22 protein-coding genes, 2 tRNA genes and 4 pseudogenes are annotated in these 22,861 nt (G+C 59.7%); 16 read left to right on the plus strand and 12 right to left on the minus strand.

From position 1 onward, the window contains the following. Positions 1–206: 206 nt before the first annotated feature. The 3 genes from E4191_RS18725 to E4191_RS18735 all read left to right on the plus strand — a co-directional run bounded on the left by E4191_RS18725 (position 207) and on the right by E4191_RS18735 (position 1,934). A complete protein-coding gene (locus E4191_RS18725) occupies positions 207–392 on the plus strand; it encodes a hypothetical protein (protein WP_139615953.1) in 186 nt (61 codons plus the stop codon). A gap of 688 nt (positions 393–1,080) precedes the next feature. Further along, positions 1,081–1,428: a DUF883 family protein gene (locus tag E4191_RS18730; protein ID WP_139615954.1), complete on the plus strand. Its 348-nt coding sequence runs from the start codon at positions 1,081–1,083 to the stop codon at positions 1,426–1,428. A gap of 71 nt (positions 1,429–1,499) precedes the next feature. Continuing rightward, positions 1,500–1,934, plus strand: coding sequence for an acyl-CoA thioesterase (locus E4191_RS18735; RefSeq protein ID WP_139615955.1), 435 nt, complete (start codon positions 1,500–1,502; stop codon positions 1,932–1,934). 44 nt (positions 1,935–1,978) lie between these two features. On the opposite strand, the gene E4191_RS24905 is transcribed toward E4191_RS18735, so the two are convergent. After that, a complete protein-coding gene (locus E4191_RS24905) occupies positions 1,979–2,131 on the minus strand; it encodes a glutaminase (RefSeq protein WP_139616101.1) in 153 nt (50 codons plus the stop codon). A 302-nt stretch (positions 2,132–2,433) separates the two neighbouring features. Between E4191_RS24905 and E4191_RS18745 the strand changes: the two genes are divergently transcribed. The 7 genes from E4191_RS18745 to E4191_RS18775 all read left to right on the plus strand — a co-directional run bounded on the left by E4191_RS18745 (position 2,434) and on the right by E4191_RS18775 (position 4,496). Beyond that, positions 2,434–2,697, plus strand: coding sequence for an antitoxin (locus E4191_RS18745; RefSeq protein WP_136887690.1), 264 nt, complete (start codon positions 2,434–2,436; stop codon positions 2,695–2,697). Between the two features lie 8 nt (positions 2,698–2,705). After that, a complete protein-coding gene (locus E4191_RS18750) occupies positions 2,706–3,122 on the plus strand; it encodes a type II toxin-antitoxin system VapC family toxin (RefSeq protein ID WP_139616102.1) in 417 nt (138 codons plus the stop codon). A gap of 196 nt (positions 3,123–3,318) precedes the next feature. Continuing rightward, positions 3,319–3,582, plus strand: a complete 264-nt coding sequence (locus tag E4191_RS18755; RefSeq protein WP_139615956.1) for a WGR domain-containing protein — start codon at positions 3,319–3,321, stop codon at positions 3,580–3,582. Beyond that, positions 3,579–4,064 carry a YecA/YgfB family protein gene (locus tag E4191_RS18760; RefSeq protein WP_139615957.1) on the plus strand — a complete coding sequence of 162 codons (486 nt, stop codon included), beginning with the start codon at positions 3,579–3,581 and terminating at the stop codon, positions 4,062–4,064. Before E4191_RS18755 ends, E4191_RS18760 begins: the two co-directional genes overlap by 4 nt. 56 nt (positions 4,065–4,120) lie before the next feature. Next, a complete protein-coding gene (locus E4191_RS24305) occupies positions 4,121–4,285 on the plus strand; it encodes an SEC-C metal-binding domain-containing protein (protein WP_228461863.1) in 165 nt (54 codons plus the stop codon). A gap of 46 nt (positions 4,286–4,331) precedes the next feature. After that, a tRNA-Ile gene (locus E4191_RS18770) sits at positions 4,332–4,407 on the plus strand. 5 nt (positions 4,408–4,412) lie between these two features. Then, positions 4,413–4,496: transfer RNA gene (locus E4191_RS18775), tRNA-Leu, on the plus strand. Positions 4,497–4,532: 36 nt separating this feature from the next. Here the strand turns inward: E4191_RS18775 and E4191_RS18780 are convergent. Then, on the minus strand, positions 4,533–4,958 hold the full coding sequence (locus E4191_RS18780) for a type II toxin-antitoxin system VapC family toxin (RefSeq protein ID WP_228461858.1): 426 nt from the start codon (positions 4,956–4,958) through the stop codon (positions 4,533–4,535). Further along, positions 4,958–5,203 (minus strand): type II toxin-antitoxin system VapB family antitoxin, encoded by a 246-nt coding sequence (locus E4191_RS18785; RefSeq protein WP_139615959.1) that lies wholly within the window; start codon positions 5,201–5,203, stop codon positions 4,958–4,960. Before E4191_RS18785 ends, E4191_RS18780 begins: the two co-directional genes overlap by 1 nt. A 1,150-nt stretch (positions 5,204–6,353) precedes the next feature. Here E4191_RS18785 and E4191_RS18790 point away from each other — a divergent pair. Beyond that, positions 6,354–7,289: a LysR substrate-binding domain-containing protein gene (locus E4191_RS18790; RefSeq protein ID WP_228461864.1), complete on the plus strand. Its 936-nt coding sequence runs from the start codon at positions 6,354–6,356 to the stop codon at positions 7,287–7,289. On the opposite strand, the gene E4191_RS18795 is transcribed toward E4191_RS18790, so the two are convergent. The 4 genes from E4191_RS18795 to E4191_RS18810 form a co-directional block, all read right to left on the minus strand. After that, positions 7,277–8,125, minus strand: coding sequence for an alpha/beta hydrolase (locus E4191_RS18795; protein ID WP_139615961.1), 849 nt, complete (start codon positions 8,123–8,125; stop codon positions 7,277–7,279). The two genes, E4191_RS18790 and E4191_RS18795, sit on opposite strands and share 13 nt — an antisense overlap. A 48-nt stretch (positions 8,126–8,173) precedes the next feature. Next, positions 8,174–9,259, minus strand: a complete 1,086-nt coding sequence (locus E4191_RS18800) for a Bug family tripartite tricarboxylate transporter substrate binding protein (protein WP_139615962.1) — start codon at positions 9,257–9,259, stop codon at positions 8,174–8,176. A gap of 13 nt (positions 9,260–9,272) precedes the next feature. Then, complete coding sequence (locus E4191_RS18805; RefSeq protein WP_139615963.1) at positions 9,273–11,216, minus strand: tripartite tricarboxylate transporter permease; 1,944 nt, start codon at positions 11,214–11,216, stop codon at positions 9,273–9,275. A 586-nt stretch (positions 11,217–11,802) separates the two neighbouring features. Next, positions 11,803–12,869, minus strand: a protein-coding gene (locus E4191_RS18810; RefSeq protein WP_135314351.1) for an IS630 family transposase whose coding sequence is annotated in 2 segments (ribosomal slippage) — positions 11,803–12,383 and positions 12,383–12,869 — 1,068 coding nt in all. Because the reading frame shifts where the segments join, the coding sequence is not laid out codon by codon here. A 441-nt stretch (positions 12,870–13,310) separates the two neighbouring features. Between E4191_RS18810 and E4191_RS18815 the strand changes: the two genes are divergently transcribed. Continuing rightward, positions 13,311–14,093, plus strand: a complete 783-nt coding sequence (locus E4191_RS18815) for an ArdC family protein (RefSeq protein WP_139615964.1) — start codon at positions 13,311–13,313, stop codon at positions 14,091–14,093. Positions 14,094–14,197: 104 nt separating this feature from the next. On the opposite strand, the gene E4191_RS18820 is transcribed toward E4191_RS18815, so the two are convergent. Further along, positions 14,198–15,202 (minus strand): site-specific integrase, encoded by a 1,005-nt coding sequence (locus E4191_RS18820; protein ID WP_139615814.1) that lies wholly within the window; start codon positions 15,200–15,202, stop codon positions 14,198–14,200. Beyond that, a pseudogene (locus E4191_RS18825) lies at positions 15,199–15,861 on the minus strand (tyrosine-type recombinase/integrase); the annotation flags it as partial. The gene E4191_RS18820 and the pseudogene E4191_RS18825, both read right to left, overlap by 4 nt. 112 nt (positions 15,862–15,973) lie before the next feature. Between E4191_RS18825 and E4191_RS24310 the strand changes: the two are divergent. Further along, a pseudogene (locus E4191_RS24310) lies at positions 15,974–16,291 on the plus strand (IS21 family transposase); the annotation flags it as partial. 14 nt (positions 16,292–16,305) lie between these two features. Here the strand turns inward: E4191_RS24310 and E4191_RS18835 are convergent. Then, positions 16,306–17,577 (minus strand): IS256 family transposase, encoded by a 1,272-nt coding sequence (locus tag E4191_RS18835; RefSeq protein WP_135312179.1) that lies wholly within the window; start codon positions 17,575–17,577, stop codon positions 16,306–16,308. Between the two features lie 84 nt (positions 17,578–17,661). Between E4191_RS18835 and istA the strand changes: the two are divergent. The 3 genes and pseudogenes from istA to E4191_RS18845 form a co-directional block, all read left to right on the plus strand. Then, positions 17,662–18,792: pseudogene (gene istA / locus E4191_RS18840) on the plus strand (IS21 family transposase); the annotation flags it as partial. Between the two features lie 7 nt (positions 18,793–18,799). Continuing rightward, positions 18,800–19,294, plus strand: a pseudogene (gene istB / locus E4191_RS24315) (IS21-like element helper ATPase IstB); the annotation flags it as partial. A gap of 395 nt (positions 19,295–19,689) precedes the next feature. Then, positions 19,690–21,150 (plus strand): putative bifunctional diguanylate cyclase/phosphodiesterase, encoded by a 1,461-nt coding sequence (locus E4191_RS18845; protein WP_139615965.1) that lies wholly within the window; start codon positions 19,690–19,692, stop codon positions 21,148–21,150. Between the two features lie 305 nt (positions 21,151–21,455). On the opposite strand, the gene E4191_RS18850 is transcribed toward E4191_RS18845, so the two are convergent. Both E4191_RS18850 and E4191_RS18855 read right to left on the minus strand, forming a co-directional pair. Continuing rightward, positions 21,456–22,442, minus strand: a complete 987-nt coding sequence (locus E4191_RS18850) for a sensor domain-containing diguanylate cyclase (protein WP_139615966.1) — start codon at positions 22,440–22,442, stop codon at positions 21,456–21,458. Next, positions 22,439–22,672, minus strand: a complete 234-nt coding sequence (locus E4191_RS18855; RefSeq protein WP_139615967.1) for a hypothetical protein — start codon at positions 22,670–22,672, stop codon at positions 22,439–22,441. Before E4191_RS18855 ends, E4191_RS18850 begins: the two co-directional genes overlap by 4 nt. Positions 22,673–22,861: the final 189 nt, after the last annotated feature.

The following is a 22,861-nucleotide window of genomic DNA, read 5'->3' on the forward strand; positions in this document are numbered from 1 at the left end:
CTGACGGCATAATATCGCCGCTTCTGACGACGAGACGCGGCGTCTGTCTATGCAGAACATCAGCGCCTGTGCTAGCTTGTGTGTGTCCCATAAGATGGAAGGGCCCCGGCGGATCGGGGCCCTTTTGTCATTTGGACTTAAACTTAAACGAAAAACTTGGTCTGGTGTCTCCCGCAGATGCCAGCCTTCTTTACGGGAGAACGCAGATGATCGCAGCTAATCTGGCTTTTGCCCTCGCGATTGCCGTCGCCGTCAAAGTGCTGTTTTTATTCAGCGGGTTCGCATACTGGGAATGCTTGACGGCTTACGCCGTTTGTGGCGCCTTCTCGATGATGGCGTTTGTCTGGGCGTCGCTCACCGAGATCCCCGTACGCGCAGATCAAAGGTCATGACAAACGGGCTTTCTGCCTAGGATACACGTCCCGCCTACCGCTACCGTCGACATTCCGCAGCCAATCGTCGGTGTTCGGATAGCCGATGCGCGCCGTCGGTCAGCGAGAGAAGCCCAGGCCTCGGACATACCAAGGCCCCGGCATCATCGCGATACCGAGGCCCTTTTGCCCTGACGCGGGCTGCGCACTTGCTCGTGCGGTGATTGCCCCCGGCCTGTGAACCGTAGCAATCTGCGCCGCGCCCCTCAGATGGAAAGGGCCGCGCCGTGACGGGGTTTTTGGCTATGCCGGCCGGGCACTCACCGTCTAATCCCAGATGCTTCACGGGTGAAAGTCTCAAGCCCCGCAAGGCGCATCCTGGCCTTATCTCATCACCCCCCGGTCATCGCCTCGAACAGCCCGGCTGACAGGGGCGTGCTGGAGGCCATCGGCCCGGTAGGCGTTCCTGATGTCTGACGGGCCATCCGTCTTACTGCATCCTGCATCCATACTTTGTCCAAGGCCATGATAATTTGCGCATGGTTCGGAGGCACCCGGTGGCGCATCAGTTGGACACAAGGGGAACGCATACTCTGCTTGATCAACTGGCCGGTTAAATCCTGCCCATGCCTCCTGCGCCGCCCGTGGAACCGCCCGGGTGACCATCAGTTTCGTTCGTCAGTAGCGCACAACACGAAAGAGCCCTTAAATGGCACAGAAGCCGACTGCTGAGCTGGAACACGCCACCATCGCTCCTACCGACGACGCCTCCAGCAATCCCAAGATCGGCGCTGCGGGGCTAGCAAAGCGCGGCGCATCCTTGGCAAGCGACGCTGCAGAAGCCACACGCGCGTATGTTGCTCCCCTCCAGGAGGCAGGGCAGGAGTATGCCGGGCGGCTGGTCGATGCCGGGCACCAGAAAGTGCAGGAAGCGGCCTTCTATGCCGAGCTGGGCTATGAAGAAACCCGGGATCTGGTTCGCGGCTATCCGATCCAGGCGTTGGGTATCGCCGCCGGCGTTGGCGTCCTTATTGGTTTGCTAATGGGGCGGCGCTGAAAAGCAGCACCGGTGCGTGCGGCCGTGAGGGTCGCCCGCACCCTCTTGCGGCGTCGGGAGGCGGGTTGAACATGAAGAGCAGCACAAAAGCGTCCCCTCCCGCCTTCCACCACCCCATCACGATCTCCCCGCGGGAGATCGACGGCATGGGGCATGTCAACAACACCGTCTATCTTCAATGGGTGCAGGAGGCGGTCGTCCGGTATTGGCAGCACAGGTCTCCTTCCGAAGCGCAGGCCGAGCTTCTTTGGGTGGCTCTCAAGCACGAGATCACCTACCGCCTGCCGCTCTTTCTTGAAGACAAGGTGGAGGCGTGGGTCACGGCCACTGGAACGCGCGGATCGCGGGCCTCCTTCGAAACCCTGTTCAAGCGCGGAGATGATCTGGTGGCGGAGGTGCGCAGCTCGTGGTGCTGCGTCGATAGCACCACACGGCGACCGCGCCGGATCGCGTCCGAGATCGCCCGCGCCTTCCTTCCGGAAGATGGAGAAGGCCCGGCAAGGTAACGGCACAGGCACTCCTTGACCGCACATGAGGACCCGCGCCTGTCTTACCCGAAGATGGACCGGCCGGTGAAATGGAACAGGTTTTGAGCCGCCACCGTCCCGGCCAGAGAATTGCCGCTGTCGTTCAGCCCTGGTGTCCAGATGGCGATGGCTGACTGCCCCCGGGACGATTTTATTGAGCCCGCCCCACTCTCAATTTGCCGGGGATCCGCACCCGAAACGCAAAGATGCGGTCATCAACGGTGGCGGGGATAGAGAAACACCCTTCAATGTCAAAACCTACTATAAGCGATGTTATGCATCTATCGTACTGGAATTGAGCCAACGACTGGTTCACAGGCTGCTGAATAATTTTCAAAGCGAAAGACCTTATGAGGTGGTCTGGCCAAGGCCACCTTGCTTGAAGTGGCGCTGGCGGAAATTTGCCTTGGCGAGAGATTGAAAACGTCCGCCAACTGCTGTATATGTTCTTACATATACACTTATCAGGGAGGCAATCATGTCGCAACTGCAGCCGTTATCAGAGCCCCGCGAGGTGAAGCTCTTTCGCAACAACAAAAGCCAGGCTGTCCGCATCCCAGCTGACTTCGAAATGCCCGGGGATCGGGTAAATATTTACCGGGACGGTGATCGGCTGATTATTGCCCCGGTTCGCCGGAAAAACATTCTGGAGGTGTTGGCCCGGCTGGACCCGCTCGGGCCAGAGGATCAGTTTCCTGATGTGGACGGAACGCTGCTTCCAGCAAGGAACATTGATCTGTGATCCTCTACATGCTGGACACGAACGTAATCTCTGATCTGCTGCGCAATCCCGGTGGTCCTGCGGCAAAGCGGATCGCCGAGGTCGGGCCTGATGCGATCTGCGTCAGCATCATCACTGCCGCCGAGCTTCGATACGGTTGCGCGAAGAAGGGATCGGCTAAGCTTCTTGCGCATGTCGAGGCGATCCTAGAAAGTGTGCAGATCCTGGCGTTCGATGTTCCTGCCGACACCGAATATGGGGGCATTCGCGCCGAGCTCGAGGCTGCGGGTAGGCCCATCGGTCCAAACGATCTGCTGATCGCGGCGCATGCCTGTGCGACCGGGGCAATCCTCGTCACGGGCAATACGGGAGAGTTTACGCGCGTGCGCGGCTTGCGGGTTGAAAACTGGATCGCTGACATCGCGCCTCAAGAAACCGATGACTGACAGCTGCCCAGGGGTAGTCACTCAAAATTCAGGCATAGCCCGGGTTGCCCTCGTTCTCAGACGAAGACCGACTTTCGTTCGAGCGGTTACGCTGCGCCTCAGTCGTGACGCCCCGGCAAGAAATCTACATGATGCGCTTCCTGCCTTTTCTATCTCTTGATATTGTACTTCTGAGATGATCCGGAGGCTGGTGTCGATGTGTGACGAAATGGGCCAACTCGAAGTCTTTCCTGATCGCGCTTACCTGCGTCGGAAAGACCCCTCACGCAATATGCATCGTTTTTATCTTATGGCTGTGCAGCGTGATCTTTTTGGGCGCGCCAGCCTCATCCGGGAGTGGGGTCGAATTGGCAGCCCCGGAAAGCTGCGTGTCGAACACCATCCGGACGAAGGGCGCGCAGTGGATGCCCTATCGGCTTTGATGGCCGCGAAACGCAAGCGGGGCTACGCTGCGTCATGAGCGGCTGGCACAAACAGGCGGAGCTCAAGCGCCTTGATGACGCGCTTCTCAAAGCGGCGGAGACCAATGACGACATCATGTTTCTGTCGGAACTTGATGGCTTTTTCGCGGGTCTCTTGGTCTGCCCAGACATGATCCCGCCAAGCCGCTGGCTCAAGGAAGTCTGGGGCGGGACGGTTGAGCCGACTTTCGACAGCCTGGCAGACATGCAGGCGCTTCTCGACCTCATGATGGGGCACTACAACCGCGTGGCCCGGATGCTGACCGCGCCCGCCTCCTATGGCCCGGTTATGGATGAAGACCGGCACAGCGGTCAGGTCATCGTTGCCAATTGGGTAGAGGGGTTTGTCCGTGCGGTGCGGCTTCAGCCGTCCAGTTGGCGGCGCCTGAGTGAGAGCGACGATAGGAGGCGATTGCAGCCTTTTCACTCATGCTCGAAATACCCTTGGCGGGGACGGGAAAGGGCAATCTTGATGATGTAATGGCGGCAAAGCTGATCGAGGATGCCCCTGAGATCATCCCGGGCCTTGTGCTCGAGATGAACCGCTTCACCAAATCGCTCCCTTTTAAGGCCCCGGGAGGGGTGCTTCCATTTCCGGCGAATATTTCCGGCGAGCCTGTCAGAAGCCAAACAGCAGGGCGCAATGACCCTTGTCCCTGCGGATCAGGGCGGAAGTACAAGAAATGCTGCGGAGCAAACTGACTTTTTGCCCTTTGCCGGCGCTCTGCCTTTGCTATGAATGTCACACGCGCCTGTAGCTCAGCGGTTAGAGCAGGCCGCTCATAACGGCTTGGTCGGGGGTTCGAATCCCTCCGGGCGCACCACAGGAGCCCGCGTGGTGGAGCTGTAGACATATCGGACTTAAAATCCGTGGCCTTCGGGCGTCCGGGTTCAAGTGCTGGCGCGGGCACCACCTCCCTAAAACCTCTTCGCGACAGCTGACTTTCCGTCAAGCCAAGTCCGTCCGCGCAAAGTCATCCCCCTTATAGAGCAGGGGAACATGATGCGACTTCGCGCAGGCGTAGGACAGCGCGTCGCACATGTTCAACTGCGCCGGATGCCCGACGAGGTTGCCGTAGGTGGCAAGCGCCTCGACTGCCGCGCGGCCCATGCTGGAGGAGATCATCATTTCCTGCGCCTGGATTGCGTCGAGCAGGTCGTCGACCAGATTACTCGCGATCTGAACGTCTTCAGCCGTCGCCGGGCCTGCGCTGCGCGCATCCCTGAGCGTTCTGGCAATGGCCAGCGTGGCCTCCAGGCGCACGATGGGCGAGACCCGCAGCTTGCCCCGCGCCGCCTCCATCGCCTCCACCAAGGCAGGCGCGTCAGGTTCATTCTTCAGCACCGCAACCAGCGCGCTTGCGTCGATGAACATCAGTCTTCCCCCCACATGCCGTCCATGAATGCCTTGTCATCACGGCCATCAGCCAAAATGCCAGATGCCGCTGCGCGCCTTTGGATCGCGGCGACGCGGTCAGCGAGGCTTTCCTTTGCAGCGAGGGCGGCAATTTGCGCCGCAAGTGCCTGACGCACTGCTTCGCTCTTGTTCTTGACCCCGGTCAGCGCGCAATATTTGGCGACGAGTTCATCAATTTCGTTGCCCTTGATAAGCATGGTCATGGGTCTATCCTTTGAGGGTATATCTATATATACCGCTCAAGAATAAACCGAGGCAAGCGTTGGCCCGACATGTCATCAGACCCAATTGAACAAAGGTGTTCGATATGAAGATGCAGTGCTCTCGATGCGGTATGGGTTCTCATTGTGCAACGGTCTGCCATGCATGTCTGGGTCCGTTGGAGACCATCCCGGAAAGCTCGGACAAGGAGCGAAACAGGGGCGGAGGCTTCTGGAAAGTGTTTTTCATGATCGCTGGTCTGGGCCTTCTGATGCAAGTGTCTGCACTGTTTTTGTAGATGACCCGGGCGTCCCCTTCCGGGCCGCGCCCCCGGTTCCGGCCGGCTGTGCCGGCCTCCACCCGAGCGGGTCAGGGCGATGCGCCCGGCTGCGCTGCACGGTTGAATGTCTTGTCCCAAGCCATCCCCCCGCACACCGTTCCTGGGCGCCCTGCCCTGCCCATCTCGTCCCTGACGGGCGGGACCGCTGACGCGAGGCGGGCACCCGGTTGTCCAGTCGCGCGCTGGAACGACCTTGGGAGTGAAGGCGCGGGACCGAAGCAGGCTGTAAGCGAGACCACAGGGATCGAGCGTCGGCCTTTGGGCAACCGGGTGCCATGTGACAGCCGATGTCGCAGAACAACGCCCCTTCTCTTAAGAATACTGAGATCCCCGCACAGGCGCGGGGATCGCTATGCAGGGGGGATTTGGACAAGCCAAACGCCCCCTGCCATTGTCCGGGCCGCGCCGAGGCGCGTCCGTCAGGGGCCGCAAGCCACCCCGCCTGCCCTCGCCGAGAGGCAAGGTTTCAGGAGAGGGGCGCGCTTCGCGCTTCCTCGCCTGAAACCCCGCCCATGTTCTGTGACCTATAGTTTTGCCTGTGTAATCAGATTTTTCTGCCTCATAGCGAAAGATACCTAGCTCTCCCATGCGTTCTATATCTTCATGGCAAGGTGAAAAACGTGAACGCTCACCCGTCGCTCCGACCTCAACGCGAAGTACTGAGACTGTGTAAAAGCCAGACACCGTGATAGACCTTTGCATGGTGGCAGGAGATCGGCATGGCGGGTTTCATTCGGTCTACCCAACATGATCTATGCATTCTGTGGCGAAGCCAACCAATGCATGCAGATTAGGAGGTCTTAGATCTGCGTATCCCATTAAATTTAGCTCAACTACGGGCCGTTGAAGCGGCAATCCGTCATAACAGCTTCGAGCGCGCGGCAGATGAGCTGCATGTGACACCAAGTGCTGTCAGTCAGCAGATTTCCAAGTTCGAACGCGCGGTCGATACCCGCCTCTTTGACCGACATGCACGCGGACTTACCGTGACATCAGATGCGCGAGATCTGGGGCAGCGGCTGGCTTTAGCCTTTGACATCGTTGAAAAGGCAATGGAAAATTTGATTGAAGAACGGGCAAGCGGCCCGGTCCGTCTGCGCATCTATCAAACTTGGGCCACCCGTTGGTTGATCCCGCGCCTGACTCATCTTCATGAGAAGCGCCCCGACGTGCGCGTGCAGTTCGAGACAGGGATGCAGCAGGCCGAGTTCAACCGGTCAGGGCTAGATTTCGCGGTGCAATTCATCCCCAGGCCGCAGCCAGATTTATTAGTCGTACCACTGTTTCCTCAAGTTTTGGTGCCCGTTTGTGCACCCGCTATTGCGGCTGGCATCCAGGCTCCTGAAATGTTGTCCAAGCATCCCCTGATTTCTTCGGCCAACCGGATGGAAGATTGGCAGATTTGGTTCGGTGCGATGAAACTCGCCGACACAGCCCCTAAGGCGCAACTTGTGTTCAGCAACTCGACACTGGCGTATCAGGCAGCGCTGGCGGGAAGCGGGATTGTGATTGCGCAGGCGCACCTGATTGAGCAGGAGATCGCTGCGGGGATGCTGGTCGCACCTTTTCCAATCGGCGTCCACAGCGGGCAGGTCATTGGCCTTGTGGAACCGGCAGGGCGACGGCTTCGTGCGGCCGCCCGGGCGTTTAAGGACTGGATCCTGGCCGAGGCACCGTCCCCTGATCACGTTCCAGATTTCCTGACAGAGATCCGCCGCGCATGTCCAGCGACCAGTCAAACTGAATGACGGCTTAGAAATGCGGCAATGGCATCGCTGGCTGGTGGCTCTTGAAATTCTGGCGCGCCGTGCCCGATCCCTTTGAGCTGAATCAAGTCGCTTTCAATGCCAGCAAGCCGCAGATGGGCATCAAGGATCACGCTCTGGCTGAACGGGATGACCCGATCCGCGTCGCCATGAAGCAGCAGGAACGGCGGGGCGTCGGGCGACACATAGGTGACGGGGCTGGCACGGCGGGCCAGATCTGGATGCTTGCGCACTTCGCCTCCGAGAAGCTGGTTTGCCGGCGCATCGGGCGCGTCATGGTCCAACCCCCCAAGCATTGGCCCCGCCATGGCGATCAGATCGCTTGGCGCATAAATGCTGACAACGCCGCGCACCGGCACTGTTGGGCCAAATTCCGGCTCATGAACAGCGAGCGCTGCAAGGTTTGCAAGATGCCCACCTGCTGATGCACCACTAAAAAAGACGCGTGTCGGGTCGATTCCGTGGCCAAGTGCGTGCGCAACCAGATGCGCCGCAGCTTGGCGGTAGTCTTGCACCTGTGCCGGAAAGGGGAAGTCCGTAGCCAAGCGGTAGCCGATGCTTGCCAGAGCAAATCCGTGGTTTAGAACGTGCATCATCCGCACCGCCCGCCTGTCGCGCCGCACCCAAGCGCCGCCATGGGCAAACACCACAACGGGAACCGGCTTTTCGCAGTCTTTCGGAAGATACAGGTCATAAGCCTGTCGTGGATGCGGACCAAAGGCAATATCGCGTAGGACCGTTGTCCCCTCAGGTGGGACAGGATCCGGAATTGGGGTGCCTCGGTGCACAAATACGGGGGTTTCAGAAGCGCTGGTCATGATGTCTCCGGGGAAATGCGGGCGGGCCCCATGGCCCGCCCTGATATGTCAGCGCAGCGCCACACCGAGTTTTGTCTGATACCAGTCGGCCAGCCAAGCGAAGGCTTCTTCATCCAGCGTGGTGGCGCTGGAATACTGTGCCAACGCAGCTTCACCCGTGGACTGGGGGTAGTCGCCGATTTCGGCCTTGGCGTGGGTGATGAAGTCGGGATCCGCAAAGATCTTTTCGAGTGCCGCGACGTAGGCGCTTGCGACTTCGGCGGGTGTATCCTGGGGTAGCACCAGTGCCTTGCCCGTGCTGATCGAGGCATTGAACAAGGCGACCCAGGCCGTGCGTGCGGGTCCATCCAGCGGTTTGCCATGAGTCTGTTCGTATAGCTCGAAGAACGTCGGAACTTCGGGAAATGCCGGGTCGCGGCCGATCTCTCCGGTCGCGTCGGCGAAGCCGAAGCTCATCAACGGGATCGCCTCGCCAGCCTCGATCAACGGTAGGACATTGCTGCTGTAAGCGGCCGCAGATTGGTGATCGACGTTGAACTCTCCGCGCTCGAAAGCAATGCGGGCGGCGCCGCGCTGCGTCCCGAACACCGGGTTCACGTCCAGCCCCAACAGATCCAGCGCAAGGATTGTCAGCACATCAGCAGATGTTGGGGAGGCTGCGCCGTAGACCAGTGGCACGGAAATGCCTTCAATTCCGTTGCCCGTCATCGCACCGGTCTCATCCGCCACATAGATCACGGCACCTAGCGGCGACAGGTAAACCGGCGTGAACTTGTCGACCTCAAAGCGCACTTGGCGATCCCGCAGCAGGGTGGCCATGAAGACCGACGAAGACATCGCCAACAACTCGCTGCCATCGTTCTGGGCCGAACGGAAGAACGTGTTGGTGCCGGGCAGGCCGCCACCACCGGGTTGGTTCTGCACGACCATTGCCGGGTTGCCGGGCAGGGTTTTCTGCAGATAGGGCGTGATCATGCGCACCAGCGTATCGCTGCCGCCACCTTCGGCGAAGGGCACGGTAATCGTGACCTGCGACGGGGAGAATGCCTCCTGTGCCGTGCCCGTCAGCGGCTGGCTGATCAGCAGCGCCCCGAAGGCCAGTGCCCTGCCCAAATGTCTTGCGTGTAGTGTCATAGTCTCGTCCTCCTCAACGAGTTGCAAATTCAGTCAGAATTCCGGCCGGCATGTTAAGCCCGGCAACTTGGGAAAGGCCCCAGAACACCGCAGCGGTAATCAGCGCGGCGGCGATGGCAGTCACGGGCCGCGTCTTGGCCTCCACTGCAAGGAAAGCTGCCAGCGCCATGGGGCCGCCGATAAAAAAGCCCATGCCCCAGATCATCGCCAAACCCCCGAGAATCCACAGCATCGGGCGCAACGGACCGGATGATTTTCCGTCTTGGTCTGTCTCTTGGTCGGTCAGGACATTTGGCTTCCGGCGTACCAGCCCTGCGATCACCGTCAGCGCGCAGAGACTGCCAATGGCGGCCACGGCCATCGGGAACATGCGCCCCAGTGGCGTGAAAGATGTCAGCATGACTGCTGCGCCACCAAAGACCACCAACATGAAAGCCGGGACGCCGAACTGTGCCGTTGACAGCGGAGCGATGTCCGATCCCGACGACTCGGTATCCAGTTTGTGTGTGGTCAAAAGCGAACGGGTCAGCGTGGCCAGAATGATAGCGCCCACGATCAGAACGATCGGACGGGTGAAGAACGTCTCGAACGTGTAGATCTGCGCACTTTGATACAGCAGCACTTCAAGATTGTCCTGCAGCACAAAGCCGATCAGGAAAGCTGGACGCGCATAGCCGAAGCGTCGCAGGAACAGCCCAAGCACCCCAAAGCCGCCTAGTACGACCAGATCCAGCGGCGCGCGGCCCGATTGCAGCACGGCAAAGCAAACCACCAGCAGCAGGATCGGGGCCAGCCAGACAAACGGAACACGGGTCAGCTTTGCAAAAGTGCCCGACATGAAATAGCAGGCGACCGCGCCGATCACATTTGCCAGCGCCAATGACCAGACAATGCTGAAGGTCAGCGACAGATTGCCCTGGACCATTGCGGGGCCGGGCTGGATCCCGACAAGGATCAACCCGGACAGGAACAGTGCGGTCGAACCGGACCCAGGGACTGCGAACAGTAGAGTCGGCAGAAGCGCGCCACCAAGAACAGCGTTATTTGACCCCTCGACCGCGATGACGCCACGGATGTCACCCTTGCCGAACTGACTCTTATCTTTAGCCGAACGCACGGCGTGACCATAGGCCAGCCAGTCAACAACCGACCCACCGATACCAGGCAAGGCGCCGATCAAGCAGCCAAGGCCAGACGTGCGCAGCACAAGCCCCTTGTTGTTCAGAACGTCGCGGATACCTTGCCGACCACCGCCTTTCAGAAGGGGTTGCTCCGAGATGGTCTTGCCACTGCGCAGAAGGTCCACGATCTCGGGGATGACGAAGACACCAAGAACGCAAGCAATGAGCGAAAAGCCGTCGCCAAAATGATAAACTCCGAAGTCCAGCCTATACTCACCCGTTGCCGGGGCTGCGCCTACAGCACCGACCAGCAGGCCCAGACAGCAGGCGGCCATGCCTTTGCCAAGGCTTGCCCCGGACAGGGCCGCAACGCTGGCAAGCCCGAAGAGGACCAGCATCAGCATCTCGGGCATCCCGAAATAAAGAATGATCTGACGCGCCACCAGCAGCGTTGCGGTCAAAACAGCGGCACCGAACAGCCCGCCTAGCATGGATGCGAAATAGGCAGCTGAAAGAGCACGCCCCGCCTCGCCTCGCTTTGCTAACGGAAAACCATCCAGAATGGTGGCCTGCGACGACGCGGAACCGGGCACGCCCAGCACGATTGAGGTTACGGTATCTCCGGTCGCAACCGTCGCCAGCATCCCGATCATCAAGGCCAGTGCCGAAGCCTGGTCCAGCCCGAAGATAAATGGCAGCAGCAGCGACATCCCCGCCGTGGCACCAAGCGCGGGCAGGACGCCGACGACTAGCCCTAGCGCACATCCCGCTAGCAGAAATAGTGGTGTCCAGCCAAAAAACAGCAGGCCAAGCCCGCCTAGCATACTATCGATCATAGCCCCCCCTTTGCACGCGGACGTGCAACTCCACTTCTTATGTTGCGGGCATCACCAATTGCCGCAACACGGAAGTTCTTGTCTGGGGGTTAGCAAAACTAATGTGTGAGGCGCTCTTTTCGCTGAGGTTGGCTATGAGACAAGTTCAGCACTTCTACGACTAGCAGGTAAGATTTCTGCGTATTCATGCGGCTCTGCAGTAAAGAAGTAATTGTGAAAAAGTATGGTGATCGCGGGCACCGCGATCGCTGATCCAGCGGACAGCCGCGCCTCCGCTCCGCTCTGGCCAGCTGACGACCTTTCATTTCACGGTTAAACATCTCTCCGAACCATCCCCCCGCGCACCGGTCCTAGGCGCCCTGCCCTGCCCATCTCGTCCCTGACGGGCGGGACCGCTGACGCGAGGTGGGCACCTGGTTGTCCAGTCGCGCGCTGAAACGACCTTGGGAGTGAAGGCGCGGGACCGGAGCAGGCTGTAAGCGAGACCACGGGGATCGAGCGTCAGCCTGTGGGCAACCGGGTGCCATGTGACAGCCGATGTAGCAGAACAACTTCCTTCTCTTAAAGAAGACTGATACCAACGGCCCTAAGCACTGACCCCTTTTGCGTATTCACGCGTGGCAATCGATCGGACGCGCTCGGGGTCGTTTGCGAAGGCGTTCCATGCGCTGCAGCATCGGTCGACAATGTCTGCGTAGGTGTCAAAGACGGTGATGGCGAGGCAGTTTGCGCGCAGATAGGCCCAGATGTTCTCAACCGGATTCAGCTCTGGCGCATAGGGCGGAAGCGTCACGATGGTGATGTTGTCGGGGATGCGTAGAGCACTGGAGTTATGCCAGCCGGCGCCGTCCATGACGAGCACGGCATGGGCGCCCGACGCGACGGTTTTTGCGATTTCAGCGAGATGAGCGTTCATGGCCGAGGTATCGGCACGTGGCATGACAAGTGCCGCGGTCGTGGCGCGCGATGGACAGACGGCGCCGAAGATATAGGCCCATTTGTAGCGGGTGTCGCGCGGCGCACGAGGTCGGGTTCCGCACTCGGCCCAGGTCCGGGTGAGCGTCCCCTGCTGGCCCACTCTGGCTTCATCCTGAAACCACACCTCCAATGGCTTCCCGTGCGCCGTCTCCGGTAGGGCGGCCTTTACCGTCGCGGCAAAGTTTTTTTAAATGCCTCCTGTGCCAACGGGTCGGATTTGGGGTGCTGTGGGCGCACCGACAGGCGGCGAAAGCCAAGGGCTGCCAGCTGCTTGCCGACCGTCCGCTCGTGCATGACCACGCCGAAGCGATCTTCGATCTTGCGCTTGAGATCGACGCAGCGCCAGCGGACCACCCCATCGGCCTCAAGGTCAGGCCCTTCACGGACCATCCGGGCAAGTTCCGCTTTCTGCTCAGAGTTCAGGAGCGGCGTCGGGCCTGCCCAATACCGGTTCGACAGACCGGTGATCCCCTCGGCGTTGTAGCGATGAACCCAATCGCGCAGGGTCTGCCGGTCCATGCCGCAGGCCTCCGCCGCCGTCTTGCGATCCGCGCCCTCCAGAACAAGAGCGATCGCCAAAATCCGCCGCACCGCTTTTGCATCCTTTGTGCGCGCCGCCGCCGCCCGAAGCTCACTTGTCGACATATCCGTTCGAGTGATCTCAATCGCCATCAGAACCTCCATCTCTTGATGGCAATGATTCAGATTTTCAGGTCGAAGGGAATCCCGTGAGTCAGAGCTTAGGGCTGTTGGTATGAGATCCCCGCGCAAGCGCGGCGATCGCGACGCAGGGGGGATTTGGACAAGCCAAACGCCCCCTGCCATTGCCCGGGCCGCGCCGAGGCGCGTCTGTCAGGGGGCCGCAAGCCCCCCACCGCAACAGGAAAACACTGCACCTCCTGCGGGGCCGTGTCCTCGCGCTTTGCGCTGCGGTCCGCACCACCCCCTTGTTCGTTTGATTTTCCCATTGCGGCGGTCCCCCCCTGCCCTCGCCGGGAGGCAAGGTTTCAGGAGAGGGGCGCGCTTCGCGCTTCCTCGCCAGAAACCCCGCCCATTTTGGGCACCCGACCACGGCGCAGAGACCGGGCGGGACCGTCGCAAGAGAAGGAAAGCCACATGGCCAAAGCGTTCGATCTTTATCAGCACGTTACCGACAGCATCATCGCCAGCATCGAGTCCGGCACCCCGGCATGGCGCAAGCCCTGGACGGGCGACAAGGGCGGCGCACCCTTTCCCCTGCGCAGCAACGGCGAACCCTATTCCGGCATCAATGTCCTGATGTTGTGGCTGGCCGCCGACGCAAAAGGCTATCACGCCCCGTTCTGGTTCACCTATCGGCAAGCCAAAGAGGCGGGCGGGCAGGTTCGCAAGGGCGAGACATGCGCCACGGTCGTCAAATACGGCACCTTCGAGCGTGAGGACGAGGCCACCGGCGAGGATCGCCGCATCCCGTATCTGAAATCCTACAGCGTGTTTAACGCCGAGCAGATCGAGGGGCTGGCCCCGGAATATTATGGCACGCCTGCCGAGGCCGCGCGTGACCTTGGAACCGAAGCCGACCCGGCGCTTGACGCCTTTTTTGCTTCAACCGGTATAGAGATCCGCACCAGCGACGACCCGCGCGCGTTCTACAATCCGGCAGAGGACTTTGTTCACATGCCGCCCATTGCCACCTTCCACGACGCAGCCGGATTTTACGGGACCCTTGCTCATGAGCAGATTCACGCGACTGGTCATGTCAGCCGCCTAGATCGCTTCTCGCGCTTCACCGACCGCAAGGCGTATGCGTTCGAGGAACTGATTGCGGAAATCGGCAACTGCATGGTCTGCGCCCAGATTGGCCTGACCCCGGATTATGAACAGTCGGGCGCATACCTGAAAAGCTGGTTGCGTTTATGACGAGGTGAGCATAACCGCAATTATCCGCAGCAGTCTATAATGTGAAGGAACGTGGCCAGATCGGCCAGTGTTCGCGGTTTCCGGCCACATTCCTCCGCATTATTTTAGAGCGTATCGAGCCAGGCGAGAATGCTCGTATCGCGTTTCCACGAGGGCTGACCGCCGGGCGTTTCGGGAACGCCCACCTGTTCCAATGCCTTGCGCTTTGTTTCGAGGTTGGCTCGGGCATAGTGGTTCGTCGTGTCGAGGCTCACGTGCCCGAGCCAGCTACGGATAACCGTGACGTCGACGCCAGCCGATATGAGATGCACGGCGGTGGCATGCCTGAAGGCATGGGGTGTCACATGTTTGTCGCGTAGCGTTGGCGTGGTCCTAGCCGCGACCCTCACATAGGCGGCGAGCTTGAACCGGACCCCCGACGCGCTGAGCGGTTTTCCGTAGCGGTTGACGAACAGCCTCTGGTCTGGCGCACGCGGTTGCCGTTCGAGCAGCTTCTTTAACAACGTCACGGTTTCCGGCCAGAGCGGGCAGATACGTTCTTTTCGGCCCTTTCCGGTCAGGCGCACGCAGCTTGGGCTTTCGAAGCGGACCGCATCGGGGCACAGGTCGAGTGCTTCCTGTATTCGCGCGCCGCTGTTGTAGAGGAACGAGAGCAGGGCATGGTCGCGCATACCTTCGCGTGTCGAACGATCAGGCTGAGCCAGGATTGCAGCCACTTCCGCCGGATCCAGATAACAGGGTTCCGAGACTGGTCCGCGCTTTACCGGAATGTTGAGGATTTCGACGCATTGCGCGATTGATCCGGGATCTTTGGTCGCAACGAAGTTGAAGAAGCTGCGTATCGCTGCAAGCCGGCAGTTGCGCGTGCCGACCGTGCCGCCGCGTTCGCGCTCGGCGTGACCGAGGAACGAGATGACCTCTCCAGCGGTCAGATCGGCCAGCGCAATCATCGCCACCCTTTTGCCCGAGCGATGTGCAACGAACCGGAGGAAGAGCCGCCAGGCATCGCGATACGAACGCACCGTATGGATGGAGGCATTGCGCTGCTCGACCAGCCATTCGTAGAAGAACGCGCGCATCAGGTATGGGAACCGATTGTTCTTGGTCATGCCCGCACCTCCGGCCCGATCTCGAGGCATGGCGCGCCAACCACACGGAACCGCTCATTGGCGTGATGCAGCAGGTCCTGCGTGACGGTGATGTAGACCAGGGTCGAGTTGATGTCCCGATGGCCAAGATAGGTTGCGAGGAACGGCAGACGATCCTGCGGGTTGATGCCCGCTTTGTACCATTCGAGGATCCGGTTCACGACCATCGAGTGCCTCAAGTCGTGCAGGCGAGGACCCGTTCGCCCCTGAGGCGGTTTCAACCCGGCGCGACGTATGACGTCGACGAGTAACCAGGCAACCGCCCCCTTCGTATAGCGGTCACCACGCTGTTCGTGCCAGAACAGGCCAGAGTGCCGATCAGGAGATCCACCGGCGCGGCGTCGCGCTTCGGTATAGGCTCGAAGCTCGACCATCACGCTATTAGGAAGCGGTAGTATCCTGGTCTTGTAGAACTTGGTCTGGCGGATCGTGATCGTGCCGCCTTCGAAGTCAACGTCACCAAAATCGAGGTGGGCCAGTTCGCTTCGCCGCAGACCTGCGCAATAGGCGAGCAGCAGCATTGTGTAGATACTCAATGGCCGAAGCGGCGCCCGTGGTGAAGGGTATGAACGAGCGACGTCGAGCATGCACCCTACGTCGGTCGGAGTGTAAATATACGGTTGTGTTTCGGCGTGCAAAACTGACCCCCTTGGCGGGGTAATCGGCGTCCAATTTTGACCCCCCTCGGGTTTCATCTGACCATCCGTTGCGAGGCAGCGGATGGAGGGGGAGTTGAAGCGAGTGGATACGATAGCGCGGGTGCGTCGGGCGTTTCCTGTGCAGGGCTGGTCGATGAAGCGCATCGTCCGGGACCTGCATGTGTCGCGCAACACGGTGCGCAAGATCCTGCGGTCAGACGAGACGGACTTCACCTACGAGCGTGACCATCAGCCGATGCCGCGGGTTGGGCCCTGGCAGTCGGAGGTGGATCGGTTCCTGGTTGCCAATGAAGGCAAGGCGTCGCGAGAACGGCTGACCCTGATCCGGATCTACGAGGAGGTCCGGTCACTCGGCTACGAGGGCAGTTACGAGAGCTATGCGGGATTTTGGGTGACGCGGCCTGATCAAGCGGCGCGGCTTTCGTTGGCGTCCTGCTCGGCGACACCGTCAGTGAACTTGACGCCTTCGACGACGAGAGGCAACTGGTTTGCGCCCTTCAGTCGTCGCCATTTCTTCGCTGCGGCCTGAACCAGCTTGAACACCATCAGCTTCGCTGTCTTCTGAGACAACGCGCCTTTGGTTCGGACGGTGCGATGGCGGACGGTCGCGAAGACGCTCTCGATCGGGTTGGACGTGCGCAGGTGGTCCCAGTGAGCGGCCGGGAAGTCGTAGAAGGCCAGCAGTGCCTCTCGATCCTTGGTCAGGCAGGCGACGGCTTTCTCGTATTTCACGCCATACTTCTCGACGAAGGTATTGACGGCGGTCTCTGCCGCCGCGCGGGTCGCGGCTTGCCAGATCTCCCGCAGGTCAGTCTTCACCGCCGGGTGCATCGACTTCGGAAGCTTGTTCAGGACGTTGGACACCTTGTGGGTCCAACAGCGTTGGTGGCGCGTGTCGGGGAAGATCTCATCCAGCGCCTTCCAGAAGCCAAGGGCACCATCTCCGACCGCGAGGTCCGGTGGCGCCGAGAGGCCGCGGGCCCTGAGGTCGACCAGCAGTTCATGCCAGCTCTGCGCGCTCTCGCGGACCCCAACCTGGAACCCCAGCAGCTCCTTCTTCCCTTCCGGCGTCGCCCCGATGATCACCAGCATGCACTCGGCCTGCGGCTCCATCCGGGCCTGCAGATACACGCCGTCGGCCCAGACATAGACGTAGCGCCGGGCCGAGAGGTTTCGGCGTTGCCAGCGGTCATGTTCTGCTTGCCACTCGCCCGTGAGCCGCGAGATCGCTCCTGGCGACAGGTTGGGCGCATCCGGACCGACCAGCGCGCTCAGAGCCTCCTGGAAGTCTCCAGTCGAGACGCCGCGCAAGTAGAGGACCGGAAGCAGAGCATCAAGGCTAGGCGAACGGCGCGCCCACTTCGGAAGAATGCGCGAATTGAACCGGATCTTGTCCTCCGGCGGCGCATCAGCTGCCCGGTCGCGCACCTTCTGTCTCTGCACCGGGATAGGGCCGATCCCGGTCTGGATGTTCCGCTCAGGGCCGGTGCCGTGGTGGACAACGCGCTGCCTGCCATCGGGCAGGCGCTCCTCAGCAAACTGCGCGACAAAACTCGCGGCCTCAGCCCTGAGTGCCGCTGCCAGCATCTGCCGGGCGCCGTCGCGTGCAATCTCGGTGAGTGGATCAACGACAGATCCGGGCTGGTGAAGCGGGGTGATCGTGATATCATCTTCCAAGGCGTATCGCTCCTTCGGGAGGTTCTGGCAGGCTTTGACACCCACCACGATACGCCGCCTTCTCAGACCCCATCACCCAAAATCGGCCATAGCTCCAGTTACGATGCAATCCGGCGTTACGCCAAGACTTGGTCAAGGCGCGCCGATCAGCGGCGGCCGAAGCCTACGTGCCGCTCTACTATGCGCCCGGCGAGGCCTACCAATTCGACTGGAGCCATGAGGTCGTGCTGATCAGCGGCGTGACGACGACGGTCAAGGTCGCGCATGTCAGGCTCTGCCACAGCCGCATGATGTTCGCCCGGGCGTATATGCGCGAGAGCCAGGAGCCTCAGCCATCGGGCTCAAACCGATGGCGCCGCGGTGGCTTCGATGTTCGACGCGCATGACCGGGCCTTCGCCTTCTTCAAGGGCACTTGCACGCGCGGGATCTACGACAACATGAAGACGGCGGTCGAGGCGGTCTTTATCGGCAAGGAGCGGCTCTACAATCGGCGCTTTTTGCAGATGTGCAGCCACTATCTGGTTCAGCCGGTTGCCTGCACGCCTGCGTCGGGCTGGGAGAAAGGCCAGGTCGAGAACCAGGTTGGCCTTGTGCGCGAACGGTTCTTCACCCCAAGGCTTCGGGTCAGGAGCCTGGACGAGCTGAACGTCTGGCTGCTCGACAAATGCATCGCCTATGCGAAGGCGCACAAGCACCCTGAGCGCAGCGATCAGATGATCTGGCAGATGTTCGAGACAGAGCGCGCGACCCTCGTCCCCTATGTCGGCTCGTTTGACGGCTTCCATTCCGTTCCGGCCTCCGTCTCCAAGACCTGCCTCGTCCGGTTCGACAACAACAGGTATTCCGTGATCTCGACGGCTGTCGGACGGCCCGTCGAAGTCCACGCTTATGCCGAGAAGATCGTCATCCGGCAGGACGGGGTCATCGTGGCAGAACATTCCCGCTGCTTTGGCAGGAACGAGACGGTCTACGATCCCTGGCACTATGTGCCTGTTCTGGCACGCAAACCCGGCGCCTTACGGAATGGTGCCCCGTTCCAGAACTGGGTGCTGCCGACCGCGATAGCGACGGTGCGCCGCAAGCTCCAGAGCATGAATGACGGCGACCGACAGATGGTGGCAATCCTCGGCTGCGTCGCGACCGATGGCCTCCTTGCTGTGGAAGCCGCGTGCCAGGAGGCCCTCGCACAGGGCGTCTTTTCGGCGCCGGTCATCAGCCGACACACCGGTCAACGAGGGCCTGGTGCGCGATCTTGCGACTGGCACATTCGTGGCCGACCAGCGCAATGTCGTGCTGATCGGTGGCACTGGCACGGGAAAGTCACATCTCGCCATCGCGATCGCTCGCGCCTTGATACGGAACGGCACCCGAGGCCGCTTCTTCAACGTGGTCGATCTGGTGAACAGGCTCGATACCGAGAGCCGCAGCGGCAAACAGGGGCGCGCGGCCGAATACCTGACCCGTCTCGACTTCATCGTACTCGACGAACTGGGATATCTTCCATTCGCTCAGGCAGGCGGCCAGTTGCTGTTCCACCTGATCAGCAAGCTCTACGAGCGCACGTCCATCATCGTCACGACGAACCTTGCCTTCGGCGAATGGCCGGCCGTCTTCGGCGATGCCAAGATGACAACGGCCCTGCTCGACCGCCTCACGCATCACTGCGAGATCCTCGAAACCGGCAACGAGTCCTGGCGCTTCAAGAACCGCGCTTGATCAGGGTCTGTCCCGCCTCCGCAACATGATCAGCTGCGTCGGGACAGACCCTGATCACCACACAGCTAAGGGGTCAAAATTGGACGCCGAAAGGGGGTCAATATTGGGCGCCGATTGACACTCCTCTTCGGTTTGATGCAGGAAATGCCATCGTCAGCGTTGTCCCGATCATTTCTGATACCGGAAACGTCCCACAGAGACCTGGCACCGAGGCACTCCATGTTGCCGTACGCAATCTTGATGCTACCTTCGCACAGCAAATCGGGGGGCCTGTCGAACTCCAGAACCTGGCATTCACAACTGGATCTCCAGCAGCGGGGCTGGCGGGCATCCCCGTAACCGATTTATCTGGAGAGACAATCGCCTGGCTGGTCTGGAAGCCTGAACGGCCTGGAATGATCCTTCTGAACAAGATGTTGCCGGTGCTGCTGGCGAGCGGCTTGGCGGTTGCGCTCTTGCTCTGGTGGATCACCCGCCGACTTTTGCGGGTATCTGGTCAGTTGCAGGTAAGCGAGGCGCAGGCTCGATTTCTGGCCAATCACGATGCCCTGACTGGACTGCCCAACCGGACACTTTTCCAGGACAGGCTTGCGCAAGCGCTGCACGGCGCCGCGAGAAGCGGCCAGACGGTCGCGCTTCTAGCCATCGATCTCGACAGGTTCAAAAGTATCAATGACTCACTCGGCCACCCGGCCGGAGACGAGTTGATCCGCCAAGTGGGCAGCCGACTAACCGACTTGCTTCGTACAGGAGACACTGTCGCTCGGTTTGGCGGGGATGAGTTCATGATCCTTTTGCCAAACATGACCGACGATCATGCGCTTCGCCACATCTGTACAAAGATAGTGGAAGATCTATCCCGTCCCTATGAACTCTTGGGACGTTCCGGCTGCATCGGCGCCAGCGTCGGCGCGGTGAGGGCTGGGCCTGAGGACAACGATCGCGACGCGTTGATGCAGCGCGCCGATATAGCCCTCTACAGGGCGAAAGCTGAGGGTAAAGGCTGCTATAATCTGTTCGAGAACGATCTAATCAACCCTGCCCAACAGCAAAAAAGCATTGAAAGCGACCTGCGCACGGCCCTCCGGCTCAATACCGGACTGAAGCTGGTTTATCAGCCCTTCTATGATGAAAAAGGTGACGTGATCGGCGCTGAGGCATTGTGCCGTTGGGATCATCCCATTCATGGAGCACTCTCCCCTGAAATTTTTATCAAGATCGCCGAGGATCACGGACTTATCGACAAGCTCGGCCAATGGGTGCTCGACGAAGCCTGTCACTTTGCCGCTCGAGCCAACCTTGTAAAGGTTGCGGTCAACGTATCTCCACTGCAGCTGAAAGACCCGGACTTCTTCGCAAAAGTTCATCGTGCACTCGAGTCTTCTGGATTAGCACCCACCTCTTTAGAACTTGAACTCACAGAAAAAATTGTCCTGGAGCAAAGCAGCGCAATCAAGAATACGCTTGTCCGGCTTCGTTCAATCGGCATCAGAATTGCCCTCGACGATTTTGCGACCGGCAATTCGTCTCTTCAATATCTGCGTGACCACCGGGTAGACTGCGTGAAAATCGACCGAACTTTTGTGGCGCGACTTGGTCAAGACCACGAAAACGACCACTTGGTCCGGGCAATTTTTGGAATGGCGCGTGCCATGGGAATATCTGTTACGGTCGAAGGCGTGGAGACGGAAATGCAGCGGAACTTGCTTGCCTCAATGGGATGCAAGACGTTCCAAGGGTTCCTGCTAAGTGGCCCGATGGAAGCCACAGGATTTGCCGCAGTTCTGGAGAAACAAGCAGCGCCCCCGTTTGAATCTCGGGCTTTGATTACCGTCGATTTGGGCGGTACCGTGTGAATCGGCGTGTGGAACGAGCTGATTTAGAAGCCAGGGCGCGCCAAAGCTCTTTCGCGCTAACGAATGGCATCGCTCGTGCCAATGCACCAAGACCGAGATCGTTATAAAGCATAAGCGCCCTTATTGAATAAACTATTATGCCGCAGAAAGCGACGGCCCGCTATTTCAAGAATTATCACCCATGACCCCGGTAAACACTGATGCAATCGAGGGGTGTTCGCCGTCTCACTTGCGATAGGAGTCATTCTACGTCGCGGGATTGTTTTACTTTGAATGAATTCCTTTATACCTTGCCGGATGGCGGCTCACATAGCAGCGACCAAGCCCAGCATTTGCACAGCCTTGTTCCGACCGGTCTGTTTAGCCTGATAAAGCGCGAGATCTGCCCTTTTTATCCAATCCTCAGCGACTTCACCACTCTCTCGTTCTGCCACACCCAGGCTGATGGTAATCGGGCGGTGGTCAAGGGCAGCAAGAGGCTCCTCCATGACAGTTGTGCGCAAGCGATCGGCCATGATCATCGCCGTATCTCCAGTTGCTTGCGGCAGCAGAATGCCGAACTCTTCGCCTCCCAATCGGCCAATGCAATCACCGCGGCGGATGCACTTCGTCAGGCAAGCAACGACCTCCTTGAGCGCCAGATCCCCTGCGGGGTGCCCAAATGTGTCGTTGATTGACTTGAAGTGATCGATATCAAGAAGGATCAAGCTCGCCGGAAGATTGGCGGAGAAGATGTCGTCCATTTGGTTCTCAAAATTCCGCCGGGTCATTGCTCCTGTCAAGCTGTCTCGATTGGCTGCCAGCCGCAACTCAATCTGAGAAACCACCACCTTCGCAAAATTCATCAGGATTTCTTTGTCGCCGTCGGTGAATAGCCGAGGCTCAGTTCCAAAAACGCAGAGTGCGCCAATATTGTAGCCGTCCGGTGTCATGAGGGGAGCACCAAGGTAACTGCGGATATGGGCCTCCCCGGTTACAAACGGGTTGTGCATGAAGCGAGGATCAGTGCTGGTCGACTCGACCGAGAGCGGTCGTGAACTCCGTATCGTATATGTACAAAAGGAGTCTTCTCGCGCGCATTGTTGAGGCTCTATGCCAGCTGCCGCCTTGATCCATTGACGGTCAACGTCAATCAGCGAAACCGCCGCATACTGAATAGAAAAGATAGATTTGACCAAAGCTACGATATCATTGAACTCTTTTTCTGGCGCCGAGTCGAGGATGCCATACCGGTGCAAAGCGGCCAAGCGCCCCGGCTCATCATCGGCTTTGAAGCGAAAGGTATCCGTCACAGCCGTGCCTCAATAAGAGCGAGCAAGTCATCCTCGTACGACTTCAGAAGAGATGCGACGAGATTTCGAATGGTGTGGCTATCCTTCCCGGCTGTTTCAAGCGACATGGCCAACTGGACCAGGTTGGTACGATGACGATCAAACGCAGGCCTTAGATCCTCCGGGACGGCTTTCCCTGTAAAAGTTCTTCGGGCGACCTCTTCGTTGACGACCTGTTGAGCGTTCTGCATGACATGCCCTCATGGATGATGATCCTCAACCTATGCGCGACTGTGAAGAATGCAAGCAAGCATATCCGGCCGATGTGAAATAATGCATATCTGCCAAGTATGGGCTCCCCTGCGCTACGGCAGCCTGCGTCAAGCTGGTGTGAAATCTTTGGATAGCTGTTTGGGCATCGGTTCGGCGGCCTGTATGCT

It is taken from the genome of Paracoccus liaowanqingii (assembly GCF_004683865.2).
GTDB classification, from domain to species: Bacteria; Pseudomonadota; Alphaproteobacteria; order Rhodobacterales; family Rhodobacteraceae; genus Paracoccus; species Paracoccus liaowanqingii.